This window comes from Candidatus Hydrogenedens sp. (genome assembly GCA_035378955.1).
Taxonomy (GTDB): Bacteria; Hydrogenedentota; Hydrogenedentia; order Hydrogenedentales; family Hydrogenedentaceae; genus Hydrogenedens.
The window spans coordinates 1-19418 of sequence record DAOSUS010000054.1 but is presented as its reverse complement, the minus strand read 5'-3'; the positions used below and the strand labels follow the sequence as shown (position 1 = coordinate 19418).

Annotated in this window: 17 protein-coding genes; 5 read left to right on the top strand and 12 right to left on the bottom strand. The window is 37.5% G+C overall.

The window, feature by feature from the left end; all coding sequences use genetic code 11:
- From PLA12_10590 to PLA12_10580, 3 genes are all read right to left on the bottom strand, one after another.
- Nucleotides 1-217: Gfo/Idh/MocA family oxidoreductase (locus PLA12_10590; GenBank protein ID HOQ32944.1), on the bottom strand; the 217-nt coding region annotated here is incomplete at its 3' end.
- 78 nt (nucleotides 218-295) lie between these two features.
- Nucleotides 296-1258: a sugar phosphate isomerase/epimerase gene (locus PLA12_10585; GenBank protein HOQ32943.1), complete on the bottom strand. Its 963-nt coding sequence runs from the start codon at nucleotides 1256-1258 to the stop codon at nucleotides 296-298.
- Between the two features lie 34 nt (nucleotides 1259-1292).
- The gene (locus PLA12_10580; protein ID HOQ32942.1) at nucleotides 1293-2462 is read right to left on the bottom strand and encodes a Gfo/Idh/MocA family oxidoreductase; all 1170 of its coding nucleotides are present in this window, start codon (nucleotides 2460-2462) and stop codon (nucleotides 1293-1295) included.
- Nucleotides 2463-2698: 236 nt separating this feature from the next.
- Between PLA12_10580 and PLA12_10575 the strand changes: the two genes are divergently transcribed.
- Nucleotides 2699-3382, top strand: coding sequence for a methyltransferase domain-containing protein (locus PLA12_10575; protein ID HOQ32941.1), 684 nt, complete (start codon nucleotides 2699-2701; stop codon nucleotides 3380-3382).
- Between the two features lie 15 nt (nucleotides 3383-3397).
- Here PLA12_10575 and PLA12_10570 read toward each other — a convergent pair whose 3' ends face one another.
- From PLA12_10570 to PLA12_10555, 4 genes are all read right to left on the bottom strand, one after another.
- Nucleotides 3398-5959, bottom strand: coding sequence for a DUF4838 domain-containing protein (locus PLA12_10570; GenBank protein ID HOQ32940.1), 2562 nt, complete (start codon nucleotides 5957-5959; stop codon nucleotides 3398-3400).
- Nucleotides 5956-6984, bottom strand: coding sequence for a uroporphyrinogen decarboxylase family protein (locus tag PLA12_10565; GenBank protein ID HOQ32939.1), 1029 nt, complete (start codon nucleotides 6982-6984; stop codon nucleotides 5956-5958). The genes PLA12_10570 and PLA12_10565 overlap by 4 nt, the downstream gene beginning before the upstream one ends.
- 39 nt (nucleotides 6985-7023) lie before the next feature.
- Nucleotides 7024-7908: a methylenetetrahydrofolate reductase [NAD(P)H] gene (gene metF / locus PLA12_10560; protein HOQ32938.1), complete on the bottom strand. Its 885-nt coding sequence runs from the start codon at nucleotides 7906-7908 to the stop codon at nucleotides 7024-7026.
- A gap of 255 nt (nucleotides 7909-8163) precedes the next feature.
- Nucleotides 8164-8892, bottom strand: a complete 729-nt coding sequence (locus PLA12_10555; GenBank protein HOQ32937.1) for a hypothetical protein — start codon at nucleotides 8890-8892, stop codon at nucleotides 8164-8166.
- A 37-nt stretch (nucleotides 8893-8929) separates the two neighbouring features.
- On the opposite strand from PLA12_10555, the gene PLA12_10550 reads away from it, so the two are divergent.
- Nucleotides 8930-9070 (top strand): hypothetical protein, encoded by a 141-nt coding sequence (locus PLA12_10550; GenBank protein ID HOQ32936.1) that lies wholly within the window; start codon nucleotides 8930-8932, stop codon nucleotides 9068-9070.
- A 301-nt stretch (nucleotides 9071-9371) separates the two neighbouring features.
- Entirely contained in the window at nucleotides 9372-9872 is a 501-nt protein-coding gene (locus PLA12_10545) for a recombinase family protein (protein ID HOQ32935.1), read from the top strand.
- A 48-nt stretch (nucleotides 9873-9920) separates the two neighbouring features.
- Here PLA12_10545 and tatB read toward each other — a convergent pair whose 3' ends face one another.
- The 5 genes from tatB to PLA12_10520 all read right to left on the bottom strand — a co-directional run bounded on the left by tatB (nucleotide 9921) and on the right by PLA12_10520 (nucleotide 14594).
- Nucleotides 9921-10490 (bottom strand): Sec-independent protein translocase protein TatB, encoded by a 570-nt coding sequence (tatB, locus tag PLA12_10540; GenBank protein ID HOQ32934.1) that lies wholly within the window; start codon nucleotides 10488-10490, stop codon nucleotides 9921-9923.
- Nucleotides 10491-10507: 17 nt separating this feature from the next.
- Nucleotides 10508-11338 carry a twin-arginine translocase subunit TatC gene (gene tatC, locus PLA12_10535; GenBank protein HOQ32933.1) on the bottom strand — a complete coding sequence of 277 codons (831 nt, stop codon included), beginning with the start codon at nucleotides 11336-11338 and terminating at the stop codon, nucleotides 10508-10510.
- Nucleotides 11339-11518: 180 nt separating this feature from the next.
- On the bottom strand, nucleotides 11519-12112 hold the full coding sequence (locus PLA12_10530) for a hypothetical protein (GenBank protein ID HOQ32932.1): 594 nt from the start codon (nucleotides 12110-12112) through the stop codon (nucleotides 11519-11521).
- A gap of 130 nt (nucleotides 12113-12242) precedes the next feature.
- Nucleotides 12243-13976, bottom strand: a complete 1734-nt coding sequence (gene pabB, locus PLA12_10525; protein ID HOQ32931.1) for an aminodeoxychorismate synthase component I — start codon at nucleotides 13974-13976, stop codon at nucleotides 12243-12245.
- 138 nt (nucleotides 13977-14114) lie between these two features.
- On the bottom strand, nucleotides 14115-14594 hold the full coding sequence (locus PLA12_10520; protein ID HOQ32930.1) for a hypothetical protein: 480 nt from the start codon (nucleotides 14592-14594) through the stop codon (nucleotides 14115-14117).
- Nucleotides 14595-14664: 70 nt separating this feature from the next.
- Here PLA12_10520 and PLA12_10515 point away from each other — a divergent pair, with 70 nt between their 5' ends.
- Together PLA12_10515 and PLA12_10510 are read left to right on the top strand one after the other, a co-directional pair.
- Entirely contained in the window at nucleotides 14665-17859 is a 3195-nt protein-coding gene (locus tag PLA12_10515) for a hypothetical protein (protein ID HOQ32929.1), read from the top strand.
- A gap of 109 nt (nucleotides 17860-17968) precedes the next feature.
- A partial coding sequence (locus PLA12_10510; GenBank protein HOQ32928.1) for a DEAD/DEAH box helicase occupies nucleotides 17969-19418 on the top strand: 1450 nt, incomplete at its 3' end.

The window sequence follows — 19418 nt, the reverse complement described above, 5'->3', positions numbered from 1 at the left end:
ATACATCAACCTGAGGGTCGTTGAGGATTTCTTCTATTCGGGAATATACTTTTACTTTGCTCAGGTCAAGAGTTCCAAAGGGACCTATGTTCCCTTTTCGTTTCCTTTCATCTGCATCACACACTGCCACCACTTTTACACCTTTTAATTTGTTGTAAGTGTCAAAGTGCACTTTACCCATCATTCCCAAACCTACAATACCTACTTGAATAGCCATGACAAATCCTCCTTAAAAAAGAGTTCAAAAAGTGTTAAGGGAGAGCCTATATTCGACTCCCCCTGTTTCAAAAAAGTTTTATGCCCAGGTCATTGCCGTTGGCTTTTCCGCAATAAGGGCTTGTTTTAGAAATTCAACCGCTTTGGTCAAGCCTTCACGATTGGACATTAAACTATCTTCATGTTCAATACTAATAGCACCATCGTAACCTACCATACGCAGGTTGGAGAAGAAATCTTTCCACCATTCTAAACTATGCCCATAACCGCAAGTGCGGAATATCCAGGAACGATGAATTTCATCGCCATAATGTTTTGTATCCAGCACGCCATTTACCATTGTGTTGGTTGCATCTACTTTGGAGTCTTTAGCATGCACATGGAATATGGCTTTGCCCAATACACGGACAACGGCACAGGGGTCCATACCCTGCCAGAATAAATGGCTGGGGTCTAAATTGGCGCCAATATTATTCCCGCAGGATTTGCGAAGTTTTAATAATGTTTCCGTATTGTATACAAGGAAACCGGGATGCATTTCAAAAGCAAGATTAACACCATGGTCACGGGCGAATTTTGCTTGTTTTGACCAATACGGGATAGCCACATCTTCCCATTGCCATTTTAATATATCCAGATAATCAGGAGGCCAGGCACATGTGACCCAATTGGGCTTCTTTGCAGATGGGTCAGAACCCGGGCAACCAGAAAAGTCAATAACTACTTTAACACCTAATTCATGAGCTAAACGAATGGTATCTGTTTGCACTTCGTGGTTTTTCTTTGCAAAGTCGGTGTCAGGATGTAAGCAATTACCATGGCAACTCAAAGCACTAATTTCCAGCCCTTCTCCCTTTAACATCGCTTTTAATTCATCACGCTTGGGTTTAGAGGATAATAATTCTTTCAAAGGAGCATGGGCACCGCCGGGATAATTCCCTGTCCCTAATTCAACACATTGAAGTTTCAGAGGGCGAATAATTTCAAGGACATCTTTTAAGGGTGTCCCGCCGAACATGACTGTCAACAAACCTAATTTCATAGTCATTCTCCTTTTATTAAAAATTTTTTACAACTTAAATAACAACTTTTTCCCATTTCTTCGAAGCAGCAGCACGCTCTACGGCATCTAACACCGCCTGGCACTTTACTGCATCTTCAAATGTGGGATAGTTTATCTTCTTACTGGCTAAGCCGCACAAGAATTCATAAATTTCATGGACGAAAAGATGTTCATAACCGATAATATGTCCCGGTGGCCACCATGCGTGCACATAAGGATGACCCATATCGCAGGCTTGAACTTTGCGGAAGCCCTGTAAGGTAGGCGGGTCACTACGATTGAAATAGTGGAACTCATTCATCTCTTCTTGGTTCCACAATACCGAACCTTTGCTTCCATAAATTTCGATACTATTGTAATTTCTACGACCTGGGGCAAAACGAGTAGCCTCAAAGGTTGCCAATGTATTTTTCCCTTGAATTCTTGCTACATATACAGCGGCGTCATCAACATCAACGGTGTCATAAACTTTTTTCCCTTTCCCCCCTTTGGCTCCCCAGGCGCCTACATCACTTTCCGGGACAATACGCTTCTTAATGAATGTTTCCATTGTCCCAGCAACTTCGCATACCTGTCCTACAAGAAAATGACATAAATCCGTGATATGAGCACCAATATCACCTAAAGCACCTGAACCGGTATGCTTTTTCTTTAAACGCCACACCATCGGAAAATCAGGGTCTACAATCCAGTCCTGTTGATAAGCCGCGCGAAAATGGAAAATCTCACCTAATTGTCCTTTTGAGACTAATTGTTTAATTGTCTGAACGGCTGGAGCAAAACGATAGGAGAAGCCGCACATATTGCGAACGCCGGCTTTTTTAACGGCATCCCACATTTGCTTTGCATCCGCTAATGTGTTGGCTAATGGCTTTTCACAAACAATCGCTTTACCTGCCTTTGCCGCTGCAATAGCAATTGGAGGGTGAAGGAAATTGGGCGTGCAAATATCAATAACATCAATATCGGGACGATTCACCACTTCTTCCCAATTGTCCGATGTTTCCTGCCAGCCATACCGTTCCGCATTTTTCAATGCGTTAGGGTCTTTGTCGCACATAACTTTCATTACAGGCTTTACAGGTGGGTCAAAGAACATCGCTACTTTACGCCATGCGTTGCTGTGCGTTTTACCCATAAACGCACCACCGACCATTGCTACATTTACAGTCTTTTTAGCCATAAAACACTCCCTTCAGTTAATGGTTAATATTATTGTTAGATACATTAAAATATAAATTTTCTAAAACATATACTATTATAACTACTTTCAAATCAAATACCAAATAAAACTTTATAATTTATATTTTCAAATGATAAAATACCTCACATTTCCTTTCGACGAAAAAATACATGAAATAATCGAGTTATTCTGCGTAAGGAATTATCTAATAAAAGAAAATATAAAGGAAATTCTCTATGGATACAATGAAGGAACACTTTGAAGAAGAAGCAAAAGAATATGACAGGATTGTGTTGAATTTAATCCCCCATTATGAAGAGATGATTGAGGCATTATTATTAACTATTCCTTATGAGAAGGGACTACCTATTCATATAATTGATGTTGGTTGTGGAACAGGCACAGTAGCAAAAAGGGTGAAAGAAAAATTTCCTAACGCAAAGATAACCTGCCTTGATTTCGCAGAGAATATGATTAACCTGGCAAAGGCAAAAATGGCGGGTTATCAGGATGTCTCGTATATACTTTGTGATTTTTCTGAATTTGAGTTTGATAAAAAGTATCATGTTGTTATTTCGTCATTATCCTTACATCATTTGGGAAAAGACAAAAAACAATTTTATCAAAAAGTGTTTATGAACCTTACAGATGGCGGTGTGTTTTATAATGCGGATGTTGTTATAGGTTCCAATGAATACCTTGAAGATTTATATATGTCCAACTGGAAGGAGTTTATGGCTCGAACAATTCCGAATGATGAAATCAACAAGAAATGGTTAGGCAGACACCATAAAGAAGGAAATCCTGAAAAGTTAATGTCCCATCTTAAATGGCTTGAAGAAGTAGGTTTTACGGATATTGATGTCGTCTGGAAATATTATAAATATGCTGTATTTGGAGGTAGCAAAAAAGGAAAGTAAAAAATATCTCTTACTTCAAAGGTTTGGTAATTGTTTCTGAGTCTGGCAATGAAGAGAAAAGGAACAGGTTTGTTGAGAGGATATTGTCGGGTGAATATTCATTATAGGGGCGATATATCCATCGTAATAAGAATAATCGAACATGCAATCAATATGTTCTGCAGGTAATTGCTGTAATTCTAATTTGAGAAATACCCCTTTATCACAATAGTAAATTCCCATACCCGTTATGTTTTCTTTATGAATATTTTCCAAATTATAAGTAAAAGGCTGATAGGCGAGGGCTATCTGTTTGGCTCTTTCCCATTTTTGATTGTTATTACTCCATACTTCTATGGTTTTATCATCTTCGTTTAAGATAAATCGTGGAACGATATAAAACGAAATCTTTTCCTCATGAGGGCTTCGATTATCACAGGTATATTCCAAAATAATTTCTCCATTATCTCCCAGAATTATTTTTCGTCGTAAAAACACATCTTTCCTGATTTCCCTCTCAATGGTAATCTTATTGTTATCCGCCTCTTTCACAATACAGTCCATAGAAAAGGGAATTCCACAACCTGTATCAGATATGTCTTGATATTCATTCCACAACGAATATGGATTTACCCCTTTCTGAAAAGCAGATAGGTATTCCATACCTGATGATACATCTTGCATGCGAATAATGGCTCCCTTATTTTCGGGTAAAACCCATAGAGTAGAATACTCATTTTTCAAAGTATATTTTTGGAATAGGGAAGAGCGTTCGGGAAATTGTTTTGAACACATTAAATCAGGGATAACTTTACGATAAGACAGATTAGAACCTTTTTGTGAAAGGCTTTCTATCTTATCCAAACTCTTCCAGAAATCCTCCTCCTGGATTAGGGCAGGACGCATTTCTAAAAATCTATCCTCTTGAATTTGAATATCGGGCGGGCCAATTAAGGCGGAATAATTTAACGGTATAGAAGTTTGCAACACATGATTATAAATATCCTGAGCGAAAAAAGACATGTTTATTGTTTGCTGGATTATTTTCCCTGCATTGGAAGCATAATCTACATTCCACCAAGGAACTTTCTGGTAAATGTGGCATTTCACATTATTTTTCTTAACAAAGTCCTTTTGATAATTAAGAAATTCGGCAAACTTAACACCTGCCGGTCCGTAGTATAAATTCAAAAAATGATTTACCTCTTCTTCCCAAATTAAATCTGGGTCCCATATCAGTCTCGCCAATAAATAAGATTTCAAAGCACCAAATTCAGTAAATGGAAATAGCTGCTGGGATGGGGTGCAAATAATAATTCCCCGAACCTGATAGCGGTCAAAGGTCTGAATATTTTTTTGAAAATTAAATAATTCGGGTTGATGAAACAAACCACAGTAATAATTCGTTCCTACATAGTATCGTATGAGTAAGTTAGAAGTAAGATTACGCCAACCTTTCAAATCATTAATGAAACATGCATTGGTTTGAGATATAGGGTCATCTATTGCGTGAGCAACATCACAGGTATCTGTGGAAAGGGCAATGAATATTTTGTTATGAATTTGCATATTATTTGGGGCTTTTCTCATACCGTATTTTAAGGAGAGGCAAAATCGCAAATCTTTTTCCGGGTAAAGTTTCTCCAAAGTCACAATTACATCGTTTAACATTTTTAATAAAGGAGCTGCTGGCGACTTTGTTGTTTCAACCTGTTCCTGACAATTTTTACATGGACAAGAATTTATTTCCGGGTTTCCTGCATCAATTGTCCACAGTTTCCGATGAGGATGTAATTCTATTTGCTTTTTCATAAAGTTTATAAAAATTTGCTTTGTCTCTTCGGAAAGGAAGCATATGGGACGCTGAGGATGGAATACTTTTGTTTCCAGTTCTGCTGTGTTTTTAGAGCCTTCTTCCGTATAAAAACATGGGTAAATAGGTATAGGTATAAAATCATCTTCTTGTACAGATAGGGATAAATGGAGACCTTCTTTCCTATCACCTTCCATCTTAAATTCCGGCAAGTCCGAAAGGAAAACGCGATATTCAAAATGAGGTAAAAATTTATAATCTATCTCTTTGAGCCGATAACCTAAAGACGGTTTGTGGATATAAGAAGCCGATAACCATGCTACATTTAAATAGCGTTCCAAAAAAGTATAAACCCCATGAAGAGTTCCTATATCTGTTTTCCCGCAAATGAGTAACTGTTTTGCAACACCTTTTTGGGCATATTTCCTTGCGGGTGTGTAGGTACGTATTATGAAACCTTCATCTCCGAGTTCTTCCAGTTCTTCCGGGGTAATCCATTCCTTCGTGCAAAGTTCTGCCCCTAACCAGATATTAATAAGCCCTTGATTTAAGGTAGAAATCGCAATGGGGCGATGTGTGCAAGCCTCCCAATATTTTTTGAAAATTTCTGCAGCGTGTTGAAGGGTAGGAGATGCATTTTCCGGGATAACGATACCCATATCCCGATAGGAGGAAGCATCAATCCATTCCCTCATCTCCGTATCGTCTGTTTGAGCCAATAAAAGAAAAGGGAAGAGAATAAAGAAGAGTAAAAAACCGATTATTATCCCATCAATGCGTGTCATTTTAATATTACCTTTTGTTGGTTGCTATTAATAGAACGCTTTATGGAGATTACCGCATCTTTAAACGCTTTCAAATTTTCTATGGGTGTCCCCGGTGGAATATCACATCCGGAAGATATTACAAATCGGTTATATACGGCCATCTGTGTGAGCAAATTTATAGTTGCTTCACAAACTTTTTCAGGTGTGCCTCGTAAGAATATTTCTGTCGGGTTTAAATTTCCCATTAAAACAATATTTTCGGGGACGCGTGGATAAATATCATAAGGTTCCGTTACCGAACCTACATGCAACGCCTGTATCCCTGTGGCACAAAGGCTCTCAACAAGATGAAGAATTCTTCCACAATTATGTAAAACTGGGATTTTTCCTTTGTCTTTAATTAAGTTGACTATTCTCTTTATATAATTATTGGAAAATTCATTTGCATCGTTTTCGTCCAACATCCCTGATGCCGGTTCAAGTATTACCAATCCATCAATTCCTGTATCCAGTAGTGCATAGGCATATTTCTCTATCAGGGCCGTTACTTTTTCCAATACTTGATGAACAAGTTCGGGCTCCAGTTTTAAGGCAATAGAAATCTCTGTCATTCCCATCAAACGACCTGCAATAGAAAAAGGACCAAGAATATACCCCCAAACCCATTTATCCGAAAATTCTATTTTCAGTTTTTTGCATGTTTCTACAAAAACACCCAATCTGTTTCCCTCCCCAATTTCAGGAATGGGCAAACTTTTCACATCATTGGCATCTATGATTGTTTTTCCAGTTACAGCGGGGAGTTCGTCAATCTCCCAATTAATACAGGCTCCCATTGCCTCTGCTTCCACAGTCAAATCCATCATGGGAAAAACAACATCAAAATCACAAATCTTTTGCAGAGCGATGATACTTGTTGCCTGTAATTCACCGTTATTGAGGTTTTCTTTTACTGTGGAGTTAGTTAGTGCCGTACCGGGAAAACTTGCAAAGGGAGCGCATAATATTTTTTCGGAACTTTTTACAGTGTCTAAAAATAGCATTGTTTTTTCCTATTTTGTGTCGGAAAGGTTTGACGGTTATTACAAGGTAAGGGCACGACAAATATGCGCCGCTGCCCGTGATTTATTTAATACATAAAAATGGACGCCCGGTACGCCCTGTTGAATTAAATCTTCCACCTGTCGAGTGGCATAATAGACGCCTACGGAAAATTGACCCTCTTCATCTTTTTCATGTTTTTCCAATCGCTCCAGCAAGACCGGTGTAAGTTTCGCACCACACAAAGATGTAATCCTTTTTACCTGTGCCAGATTGGTAACAGGCAATATACCAGGAACAATCGGCACATCTATTCCAATTTTTTCACACAAATCACGAAAGCGATAAAAATCCTCGTTGTTGTAAAACAATTGTGTAAGAATAATTTCGCCACCTGCATCTACTTTTTCTTTTAAGTGCTGGATATCTTCCTCTAAACTTGGAGCCTCCGGATGTTTTTCTGGGTATCCCCCAACGAGGATATTAAACTCCGAAAATTCGGATTTAATCAATCGCACCAGTTCGACTGCATATCGAAAACCATTGGGAGGTGGAACAAACATCTGTTTTTTGTCGGGAGCATCTCCACGCAAAGCCACAATTCCTGAAGCAGATAATTCCTTAACTTTATATAGGTAATTTCGCAAATCTGCCTGAGTTGCGTTCACACAGGTCAGATGAGAAACCACAGGGATATTCGGATAGTCCCCCCTTACCCAGCGCAACACTTCCAAGGTTCGCTTCTGAGCCTTATCAAGGGGTGTATTTCCACCCGCCCCGTATGTGCAAGTTATATAACCAGGATTGCATTTCATCAATTCATGAAAATGCTCATATAATTCTGCAATGCCCTGCCATGTCTTTGGCGGGAAAAATTCAAACGAAACTATAGGCTTGCCCTTTTTATAAAGCGAAACTAAATCCATATCTATTATTTGTCCTGTAATTATATTTTTACAATGTTTTAATTATAATGAATTTTTTAGAACAAATTCTTACCTTATTTGAAAACGATAAGAGATAGGTAATAGATTTATATTTTTATAGAATGAGATTTCCAACTATGCCCCCAATACATGAGGGATTTCCCTATTTGTTTTTTATTCGTGTATGTTTGTGTCCTTCGTGATATTATGGAAACTTTAAAGCCATGTGTTCGTCATGTATTCTAATTGTTCCACTTATTTAACTATAACTTCACCTGTAACCTCTTTTGAACAATAAGGTCCATCAATATAAATAGACTTATATATCGCTTTTTCTGTTTTCTGAGGGGAAAATAAAAAATTACGAGCCTCCTCTAATGATTTTAGTGAGAATTGAGGAGCTAACCCATGTCGAACAATAAAAACGGGCAGGCGATAACTTGACCATGAAATAATGAAATTAGACTGCTGTTCAGGGAGGTAATCATTCAGGCATATTTCTGTCCATGTATCCCGTGAAACCTGTAAAGGAACAATACACGGAGATAGGCTCTTATCAAGAAAAAGGATATACAGAAAAATATTTGTTGTGGATAAGAATTTATTTCCAGCACGGATGAAGCATTGGCAATTTTTATCACTTGAAGCAAAAATAGGTTGTATTAAAAAACTCCCTTCTGGAAGTTCCGTAGTCATTATCCGACCTGCATTATCTAAAACCACAGGGGATGTTTTAACCTGAAAGAAACGATGTTGTATCAGGCTATACTTCCATTGTATAAATCCCACTAGGGATGTATAGGTAAGTAAAAAAGCAATAAGAAACCAGCATAATGAAAACCAGCGGGAATTGGCTTTTCCGTATATGGATGTAAAAAGAGTTATTAACTTAAAAAAGAGATGTAAGGCGGTAAAAACGCATAAATAAAAAAGAGGAGCAATCCGTTCTGGTATATATGGAATTTCGGAAAAGTACCCCGTCATATCTCCGACCAGAATAAGACAAGGGGAAAAGGATATAATGTCCACGAAGGATGTTGCTATCATTGGCGCAGAAAATAGTAATTGTAATAGCCCACGAAATAAAACTTGTATAAGACAAAAGGACGATATTATAGAGAAATATACCCAGAATATATTGCCTGTTTCGATAGGTAGATAGCCTATTATATAAATGATAGGCTCAACATATACTGCAATAATATAAGAGCAGAGGAATACTACGGCGAAATGTACTACCTGAGTTATAATATTGAAATATTTTACAATCATTTTTGAAACCAAACGAGTGAAAAAGTTTTCTAATAAAATTAGGAATTACGCTATATTTTTTCTTGACATTTATGTAAAAATGTTATAAACTATATACATTAGATTACAAATCGAAATTATAATTTTGGGCATGTTAAATGATAAATAGTTGTCATACATAATAAAAATAAGTAGGAATAGGACGGGATATTATGAGTAAGTTGCGCAAAGAGGAAATCAAGAACAAAATAAACATTGAGGAGATAATTCCGCTAAAAGAACAGGAATCTTCAATGAAGAAAAATTTAACTCATGGAGAACGGGTGCGTCGTGGGCAGATAGCCTCCGTTCAACAGGGAAGATATGGAACCGGTCCGGCTCCGTATGGCTATCGTCGTGGTGAAGAAGGAGAGAAACCTTTAGTTGTTGATGACTATGAAGCAGAAATTGTCCGTATGATTTTCCGTGAATATATACGAATGCGTAGCACAGGCAGGGTTGTAGAATATCTGCACTCCAAAGGGATTTTTACTCGTCAGGGCAAGAAATGGTCTCGACAGGCAATATCCATTATCCTTTCCAATCGCACCTATCGTGGACGGGTCTGTTTCGGTGGAATTGAAACAGAAGGATTACACGACCCCATCATTGAACCTGCCCTGTTTTATAAAGCGAATGCGATTCGTCAAAGCCGAAGCAGGAAAAGAGACTAAGAAACATATCAAAGTTAAAGTATATCCCCCGTTATCAAATTAAGTATTTTATCCGTCTAATCGTTCAGGAAATTGAATATTATTTTGATTATCAATATCTGTTTCTTCTTTTGCTTCACGAGCTTCTTCATCATTATGGGGAGTTGCCTGGGTCATTTTTTGTAAATCTGCCTGTGGGATATCCGGGTCATAAGGTTCTGCTATTTCTTGATTATCATTAGAGGTGATTTCCATATTACTTGCGTCTGTATCACCAGATATCCCTTCCGAAGTAATACTGTCTTGTTTTTCTTCCTTCTTTGCTATATCCGTATCGGTCTGATAAGAATGTTCCACATAATTCGTTGACGGTGTATAACCTTTGGAGGTATAAGAGGGGTCGGTTTCTGTTAATATTTCGCGATATAGTTCATTACTTTTTTTAGTCAACTCATTCAGTTCTTTTTCTAAGGGTTTGACTTCCTTAGCAATCTCTGTTTTCACTTCATCGAAATAACCGCGTATATCACGAATAGCACGAATTGCTATTTTTGCGAATTCCGGAAATTTTTCCGGTCCCAAAACAACAAGAGCAATCCCTGCAATGATTATCATCTCTGTAAAACCAACGCCTACCATCGGGTATGCTCCTATTATTATAAAGTTTGCGGTTTTTTCCGAATTAAATAAGATGCCCAGATACTAATTTCATATAACACAACTAAAGGGACCAACATAATTATCATAGAAATAGGGTCAGGTGGTGTTAGGACAGCCGAAACAATACTTAAACCAACGATGACATATTTCCGAAGTTTCCGCAAGGTGTCTGGATTTAATAAATCAAGATATACTAATGCTAATATTACCATAGGAAATTGAAAAGCGAGGGCAAATCCAAAGAGCAGTAAAACGATAATAGAAAGCGTTTCATTGGCCCGTAACTGAATATCCCAACCCGGAGGTATCCATTGCAATAAATAAGGGATAACCAGAGGTATTACGCCAAAATAAGCGACAATAACACCAATAATACCTAAAGAACTACAACCAAATAGTATAACTTTTACCAGTTTCCTTTCATTCGGTTTTAGTCCCGGGAAAACAAAAGCACATGCCTGCCATATTATATAAGGCAAAGCCAATATTAATCCCCCGTAACCTGCAACTTTAAATTTTAAAATTACGATTTCAAAAGGGTTTAAAACTACCATCTTTATTTCATCAGAACTCTTTTTATTTTCGGGACTATTGCCAGCATTTTCAGTAGAATTTTCAGGGTTGTTTTTCGTTTGATTATCCGAGAAAACCACAATCCCTAAGTCTTTTAATAAAGTTAATGGCTTCTGTAAGCCTTCTAAAATAGTGTTAGAAAAAATATAACAGACAACCATTGCGATAATCACCGCTACTCCGGAGCGGATAATCCGTATCCTTAACTCCGCCAGATGTTCTGTAAATGTCATTTTTTTGTCATCTTCCCACACGGGCAGACCATCCTTTCACATCGCAATGGATGATAAATATTTTTGTAATTTTTGGGTATTCTATTAGGTAATACAATATTTAATCTATTCTATCAAAACGGAAAGAGCATATACATTTTGGACAGGGAAAACAAAATTCCATAAAGAAAGGTTTGAATTTTTCAGGTTAAAAATCAATACTTACTGGATAGGAACGCCGGCAAGACTTTTTAGAGAATTTAACCATAAAGTAGCAATTCCAAATGGGTCTATGAAATAGACCGCTACAAGTCCTGCTATTACTGCAGCAATAATTAGAAATGTCTTTTGATTGTCCGAAAGACCACCGCCACCACCTATAAGCCCCCCTTCGCCCATCATCATTACATTTACCTTTTCGCCGGCTTCTGCGCGGGCTTTCTTATCTTCCAGCAACCCCAATGTTTCATTAATACTTATAAACGCCCGGTGCCATTCCTGTTGCATCTTTTTTACAGATACTTCTGACTGGCTATAAATGGCTTCAAGACTGGTAGATGCGGAAACAAGATTCATCAAGTTTGAATCGATTTGATAATCTTCCATTAACATCTCTTTTAATACTTTATGAGTGCGGGCTATCTTACTTTTTATCTTCAAAAATTGATTTTCTAATTGAGCCTTATTGGCTCCCGGACTGGGATAAGCATTAATCAACTGATTAAACAAGAGCCAGTCATTTAAAAACTCTCGACATAACTCCACTCTTTTATTTAACACATCTACAATTTTCTGCTGTTTCTTGCTCAGCGCCATAAGTCATTCCCTTTATATTCAGTTTTTTCCCACTTGCTAATACTTTACCAAATATAGCAAATGAATTTAAACTTCTTAATTACATAAATAGGTCTTTATTATTAAAAATATTTAGCAAAGATTTATTTTATCATAATTTTGGCTCTACCCATACAACTTCTATCCATTTACGAACGGAATTAATCAAACAAATTGCATCGGCATTGTTGAGTTCTTCTATTGAAATTTCCCGTTCTTCTATCTGGTGAGTATCCAGCAGATATTGACGGAAAGTCCCGGGCAACAACCCACAATGTATCGGTGGTGTAAACATCTTTTTTCCGAATTGCACAACGACATTGGCAATCGTGCTTTCTGTAATACATCCCTTTTCATTCCATAACAGAACATCTTCACAATCCGACCGTTCCTGCCGTGCCTGTTCGTATATCGTGCGACAACTGGTTTTGTGGTATAAAAACAAATGTTGCGAATGTAGGGGACTTTTTGCCAGACCTACTCGTAGTTTTGTAGAACCTATGGAAGGATTGTGTTCAATAAAGAATTCTCCCATAGGTGAAAGGGATATTTTTATTCGATATAGATTATCAGGTATTTTGCTTATATAGTTTATTAATGTTTCTTTTAATTGGGAGATGGATACAGGGAAAGAAAAACGGTCAGCACTATCTCGCAGTCTTTGGAGATGGTAATCCAGCAGAAATATTTCGCCATTTTCTACCCGCATGGTTTCAATAAGTTCAAAATACGATGGGAATTTATTAAGAATAGCCCCTTTGTCAAGACATTCAGCCCATTCTTTGTCAGCGTCGGAGTCCCATACAATACCACTTCCAACATAATAACGAGCAATTTGTGTTTTACGATGGTGTAATAAAGTCCGAATAGCAACATTAAAAATGGCTTCATTTTGAGGTGTAATCCAGCCAACAGTCCCACAATATATTCCACGGGGAAACCGTTCATATTGTTGGATAAGTTTCATTGCATATATTTTAGGGGCACCTGTAACGGAACCGGATGGAAAAAGTGCTTTAATTATCTCCACCCAACTTTTGTCTGTTCTTGCCTTTATGGTAGAGGTCATCTGCCAAACGGTGCGATAAGGTTCGCATGTAAACAATGAGGGCACTTCAACACTCCCAAAATCCGCTATCTTTCCCACATCATTCCTTAACAAATCCACAATCATGAGGTTTTCTGCACGGTCTTTGGGGTCGTTTTGTAGTTCATAGAGATTATCGTTATCTTCTTTTTGCCATCTACCACGAGGACGGGTGCCTTTCATTGGCTTTAACGTTATCTCTCCATTTCGATAATAGAAAAATAATTCGGGGGATATTGAAAGAACCGTGTAATTGTCTGTTTGTATATAGGCAAAATATCCTTCCCCCTGAGCAAAACATAAACGATAGAAAAGGGAAATAAGATTTCCATTCCAATTACTTTCTATGGGAAATGTATAGTTTACCTGATATACATTTCCGCACGAAATATTTTCATGAATGTCCTTGATAATTGTTTTATATTCCTCCTGAGATACCTGAGGTTGCCATTCATCCGAAAGGTGTTCATCTTCGTCGTGATACACTGAAAAAAGATGTTGAGTCGGCTTATCGAATATTCCAAACCAAACCAAGGGCAGCTCAGGAATAGTCTCCCCTCGTTTTGGAAAAGCACTATCAAAAGCAGGTCCTGCTTCGTAGGTAATCCATCCCACAGCATATTTGCCATGTTCAACCCATTGTTGAACTTTATATAAAGAAGGTAACACCTCCTCTATACGAGAAGCAATAACTACTTCCAAGGGCTTTTCAAAGTGCCACTCCTTCTGCTGGTGAAGAATAATAACCTGTGGAACCATAAAATAAAATCAGATGTGTTTTTTTGAGGAAGAAAAATTGTTAATTTACATTATTCAATCACAAAGTATTATAAAAAACAAAATTTTAGAGAAGTGAGATTATTAATTATTATCACATAGCTATTGGGAAAATTAAGTCTATTGACTTTCTGTTCGCTTTTTTAGCTGACGAACCTGTTCATGTATACTTTGCAAATATTGATGTAAGTCTGCAATTTTCTCAATAGGATTTTTTACTTCCGTTTCTTCGTCCAAATCAAAATTAGAGGAAAGATTATCCAAGATAGGAATGCCTGTAGTATCCTCTGTCAAAATCTGCTTTTCCTTTAATTTTTTTAACTTTTGTTCTAATACATTAATATAGGCATTCTTTACCCGTATAATCTGATTTTGTTCCTTAATAGTTTCTTCTAACTTTTTTATTCTATTAATGAGTTTGTTTGTATCATAATCGTGTTCTGCTTCCTCTTTATAATTAGGAACGGAAATATTATTTTTAGATGGAGCAGGTTCCTTTTCATTTTCGGGCTCTGGCACAGGAGCATTATTGGAGGTAGAACATTCATCCAGTAATTCTTTTAAGTGTTGCCAGTTCGGATGTGCAGGGGTATATTCCATAAACTTGGTTTTATTCTATATATATAAAGCGTTTATATTTATTAAAACAACAAAAAAGCCAAATATGTGTATGAACAGTGTACTTAAAATAATTCTAATAAAAATTGCCTTGTTTTTACCAATAATGGTCTGGGCAGAAAATGTTTTTTTACTTACGGTAACCCATACGAGCAATGGCAAAGCCGTGCGTATATGCGGGGAAACATTTCCACCCGATGAAATCCAAAAAAATAATAGTTCCTCCGTGCAAATTCTTCCCGGCAAAAAGATTATAGATGTGCTTTCTGTCCATAATCCCGAAAACGCACTTATTGAATTATTTACTTGTGCCTATTCGGAAGAGGAGAGACCTTTGCAGGAGGATGGTATTTATTATACCCTTATTGACAATTCCGGCAGGATTAAAGACCTTCGGTTTTTTTATACAGAACCGAGTTGGGAAGTAATGCGAGTGTTTCCTTATATAGAACCTGTAAGTGGTTCAAGACAATATGTGATTTTTCAAAAAAGAGAGAGCGAGAATATATCTTTAGGCAGAGCATTGGTCTTTGCCTTCGATGACAATCATTTTCTACAAACGCCTAAAACGGAAATTCCAATACCCTTTGCCCCGGATATAGTCAGACCTTCTAGCGAAAAAGGAATGTGGATAGCGGAAAAATCAAACCTTTTTAATTCCCCTCAATTTTGCATAGTTGATGTGTGTTTAAAAATGAGTCGTCCGTTTTTATCGGAGGTTTTTCAAGAAGAATGTTCGGTGCAGGATGTATTTCCCATACAAGACGCTTTCCTTATGGTAATGACGAATTGCTGGGACGATAGAATGGCTCAGGGAAATAAGAGTGAAATATCTGTACTTGATACCCAAAACGGGGTTAAACTTACAGACCCTTTAACATTATACGGAGAAGGAAGTATTCAGGAAAAAAACATATATCCTGTAAAAAATGGCTTTTGGATAAAGACAACATCTATTTCAGAAGGGTTTGGCTATTTAACCTTTGCAAAATGGGAACCTATCGGTGGATGGGAAAAAAAGTTGGAATATTCTTTTAGTAATGTTGATGATACCTGGCAAATAGCCATTCATCCGTCTCAGGAAATCGTTGCAGTAGCACACGATAACTGCGTAGAGATTGTTGGAAAGCCTTTTGATAAATCGCGGATGGAAAAATTTGAAGAGCGAATTACTTATTTGGGTTGGTTATCGGATGCAACGCTTATTGTAGGAATAGGAGGGAAATTGATACAAATAAATATTAGCGATAGAAGCAAAAAAGAATGGCTACTTACAAATACAGGCTTTGTTACAAATCTCTTCCAACTTGCCCTGGAAAATACTTCGTTTCCCATTGATGACCTGACAAACGAGATAGCTATTGATGAATTACAATTTCAAAGCGATAGAGCCGGAAAAGATGTTCGTGGAATATTGTTAGGGAAACAACATCCCGCCATTATTGATTGGGAAATTACCTATATGGACAATTCCGTCGATTGGCTGTTATGGTATCGAAATAACTATTTTGACAGTACTTACCTTTACTTTGGATTGATACCTTATTCCTGGGGTAAATATATTCCTTCTATATGGCTTAATATTAAGCCTATTGTAAATCAGGAACTCATAGATGAAAATTTCTCTGTTCCATCAAGTCATTATGTTCGGGTTCATGTAGTTAACAACAGCATCAATCCCCGAAAGATTTTGTTTGTTTGGGCTCAATCTATTCCCGAATCCTTTCGTAGCCGCAAAGACCCACGCGAAATAAAACTTTTAATAGAAATGTTGTCTGATACTCCCTTCTTCTTCTCATCTGAAGAAAAATCCGAGCCTATACGAAGTGATACACTTAAAAATTATGGAATTGTAGTTGTTGAGGCAAAAGCAATTGCCAGTGGAATAATTACTATTAAAGATATGCTGGATTATGTTTTTCAGGGAGGAAAACTTCTTATACTTGGCGATTATTGGCCTGAGGGAGACCCGAACTTGTTCAATTATTGGCTTGCACCTCTGGGCGTGTCATACAACCCGAAACAAAGGTTTGATGGAAAATTGCCTGTTGAAATGATAAATATCCCGAACTTTGAAGAGAAAGAAGTTCTTATTGTTGGAGGAGGAACATTGAAATCTGCTACCGCAAAAAATTTTATACTTCCTCCGACAGATAAAAATTCTATGCCAACAGCGAAACAGGTTGCCTGTCTCTCAAGAAATTACGGTTATGGGAAAATGGTTATTCTATCAGCACGAACCCCTTTGAGTTCCACTAATTTATCTGCTAATGAGAATAAAACCTTTGCAAGAAATTTATTTCAGGGATTGGCTTATTCTGAAACAAGTCTCGAAGATACCGATGGAGATGGTTTGTTTGATATTATGGAAGACCGAAACTCGAATGGAATGGTGGATGAAGGGGAAACAAGTATTTATATGAAAGATAGCGATGGAGATGGTATTTCGGATGGAGATGAAGACCAAAATCGTAATGGGATATGGGATGAAAACGAAACAGACCCGACTTGTGTTGATAGTGATGGTGATGGTATTTGGGATGGTGCGGATATTTCACCTATCCCTGCTTTTGGGAAGCAGATTATCACTCGAATTGAGCCTTCAGAAGCATTTGCGGAAGGAGGTTCTGTGGCTTTTATTCAGGGAAGAAATTTTACAGAGAATACTCAATTTGTATTTGGGACGCATATTTCCCCATCTGTGCAAGTCGTATCCCCGGAGTTCGCTATTGTAGTTGTTCCAGAATTCCATCAAGATGAAGGTGGAAAAATTTCGGTATATGCCATGGAAGGAAACAATAAAACAAAAATAGAACCCGGGAAATCATTTTTATATAAACCGAGAAATAAAGTGGAAGTAAAGATGTATGATGTGTCGCAAATGGAGGGGGAAGGAAGTATTGTTAAAGGCACAAAAGAGATACAAATAATACCTTCTACAAAGGGAAGTAATCTTAGAAAAGTAAACTTTTTAGTGCATATACATAGAAGTGGATTACCTGAAATCAAAACAGATGATGATAAATGGAATGTGAAAGTGAACCCAATAAAAAATGATTGGTTTTTAATAGTGGCGGAATGGAAAAAGCTCGGATCGGCTTTTAAGACCTTTACATTTGAAATCATTCCAAAGAATAACAATACACAAACACAGTTTGATACCCTGTTTGCTCCTGAAATAATCAAAGTATGGGCAGAGACAGCCTATAACGGCAGATTAACTGTGGAAGTAAAAACAGAAAATTAATTAAGGCGGTATTTTTTCAGTTAAACCCTTCTGACCTGTCCAACTCCTTCTTAAAATGATATGATACTGTCGGATAGGATACAGGATATATACATACAGGAATATCTATATGATTGCTAAGAAGAAACAGGAAATTACTTATCCGAAAACCTGGGATGTTCCTGTTTCATCCTTGCCAGAAGTGGGTCCCGGGCGTGAAAAAAAATTAAATACTATGGGGATAAAAACTGTTCATGATTTACTTCTTTACCCGCCCCGTAGATATGAAGACCGAAGATGTTTGGGAAGTATTCAGACGGTAGAAGAAGGCAAGAAATATTCACTGTCCGTTATTGTGGAGCGTGCGAGACAGGTTTACCTACGAAAGGGACTATCTCAATCTCGCGTAATCTTTAAAGATAATACAGGAACCGTAGAAGGAATTTTTTGGGGACAGGCATATCTTACAAGATACCTATTTCAATCGAGCAAAAGATTTTTCCTTTATGGCACCATCGAAAAGGTAAATTCCCGCCTCGTAATGAATAATCCCGAATATGAAGAACTTATTGACGAGGAAACAAATATCCATACCGCGCGAATTGTCCCGATATATACTGTGTGTGAAGGTATTTCCCTTCGTTCCTTTCGTCGGTGGATATATGAAACATTGTTACATGTCCCTATTAACGATGATTTATCAGAAGATTTCCTCAAAATTCGTTCTCTATTACCATTGCCCGAAGCTGTTCGAAAATTGCATTTTCCCGAAACAATGGAAGATATAGAACAAGCCCGCAAACGGCTTGCTTATGAAGAAGTATTGAAAGTCCAGAAAGAGTGGTGGATATGGAAAGAAGAAAGTGTCAAAGGTAAATCTGTATGCGGCCATAAAACGGATGGTGAAATTTTATTAACCTTCCGCCGCCAATTACCCTTCCAACTGACTGCTGCCCAGCAACGGGTTATTGATGAAATTCTTGTTGATTTATCCTCACAAAAACAAATGTTGCGTCTGGTTCAAGGGGATGTTGGTTGTGGTAAAACATTGGTGGCCCTTCATGCTATTTGTGCTTGTGTGGATAGCGGTTATCAGGCAGCATTAATGGCTCCTACGGAGATATTAGCAGAGCAACATTTTTTAAATCTTAAAAAACTTTTATCATCACTACCTGTTCGAATTGAATTGTTAACCCATTCCGTTAGAAATGCAAAAGAGATACGAAAACAAATTGCCCAAGGAGAGATACACATTATTGTTGGCACACAGGCACTCATACAGGAAGCGACCCTTTTTCATAATTTGGGACTTATTGTTATTGATGAACAACACCGTTTCGGTGTTATGCAAAGAAGAAAATTACGAATGAAAGGACCTGCGCCGGATGTACTTTATTTGACTGCGACCCCAATCCCTCGTTCTCTGGCAATGACCATATATGGTGGTATGGATATTAGTGTTATTGACGAAATGCCTCCGGGACGCTCTCCCGTTAAAACTTATATTATCCCGGAAAAAAAACGGAAAGACTTAATTCAATTTATTATTCAGCAGGCGCAGGAAGGTTTTGCTACTTACT

Coding starts and splice junctions, on each gene's coding strand:
- PLA12_10585 (HOQ32943.1), bottom strand. CDS start 1,258: ATGAAATTAGGTTTGTTGACAGTCATGTTCGGCGGGACACCCTTAAAA.
- PLA12_10580 (HOQ32942.1), bottom strand. CDS start 2,462: ATGGCTAAAAAGACTGTAAATGTAGCAATGGTCGGTGGTGCGTTTATG.
- PLA12_10575 (HOQ32941.1), top strand. CDS start 2,699: ATGGATACAATGAAGGAACACTTTGAAGAAGAAGCAAAAGAATATGAC.
- PLA12_10570 (HOQ32940.1), bottom strand. CDS start 5,959: ATGACACGCATTGATGGGATAATAATCGGTTTTTTACTCTTCTTTATT.
- PLA12_10565 (HOQ32939.1), bottom strand. CDS start 6,984: ATGCTATTTTTAGACACTGTAAAAAGTTCCGAAAAAATATTATGCGCT.
- metF (HOQ32938.1), bottom strand. CDS start 7,908: ATGGATTTAGTTTCGCTTTATAAAAAGGGCAAGCCTATAGTTTCGTTT.
- PLA12_10555 (HOQ32937.1), bottom strand. CDS start 8,892: ATGACGGGGTACTTTTCCGAAATTCCATATATACCAGAACGGATTGCT.
- PLA12_10550 (HOQ32936.1), top strand. CDS start 8,930: ATGTCCACGAAGGATGTTGCTATCATTGGCGCAGAAAATAGTAATTGT.
- PLA12_10545 (HOQ32935.1), top strand. CDS start 9,372: ATGAGTAAGTTGCGCAAAGAGGAAATCAAGAACAAAATAAACATTGAG.
- tatB (HOQ32934.1), bottom strand. CDS start 10,490: ATGGTAGGCGTTGGTTTTACAGAGATGATAATCATTGCAGGGATTGCT.
- PLA12_10530 (HOQ32932.1), bottom strand. CDS start 12,112: ATGGCGCTGAGCAAGAAACAGCAGAAAATTGTAGATGTGTTAAATAAA.
- pabB (HOQ32931.1), bottom strand. CDS start 13,976: ATGGTTCCACAGGTTATTATTCTTCACCAGCAGAAGGAGTGGCACTTT.
- PLA12_10520 (HOQ32930.1), bottom strand. CDS start 14,594: ATGGAATATACCCCTGCACATCCGAACTGGCAACACTTAAAAGAATTA.
- PLA12_10515 (HOQ32929.1), top strand. CDS start 14,665: ATGAACAGTGTACTTAAAATAATTCTAATAAAAATTGCCTTGTTTTTA.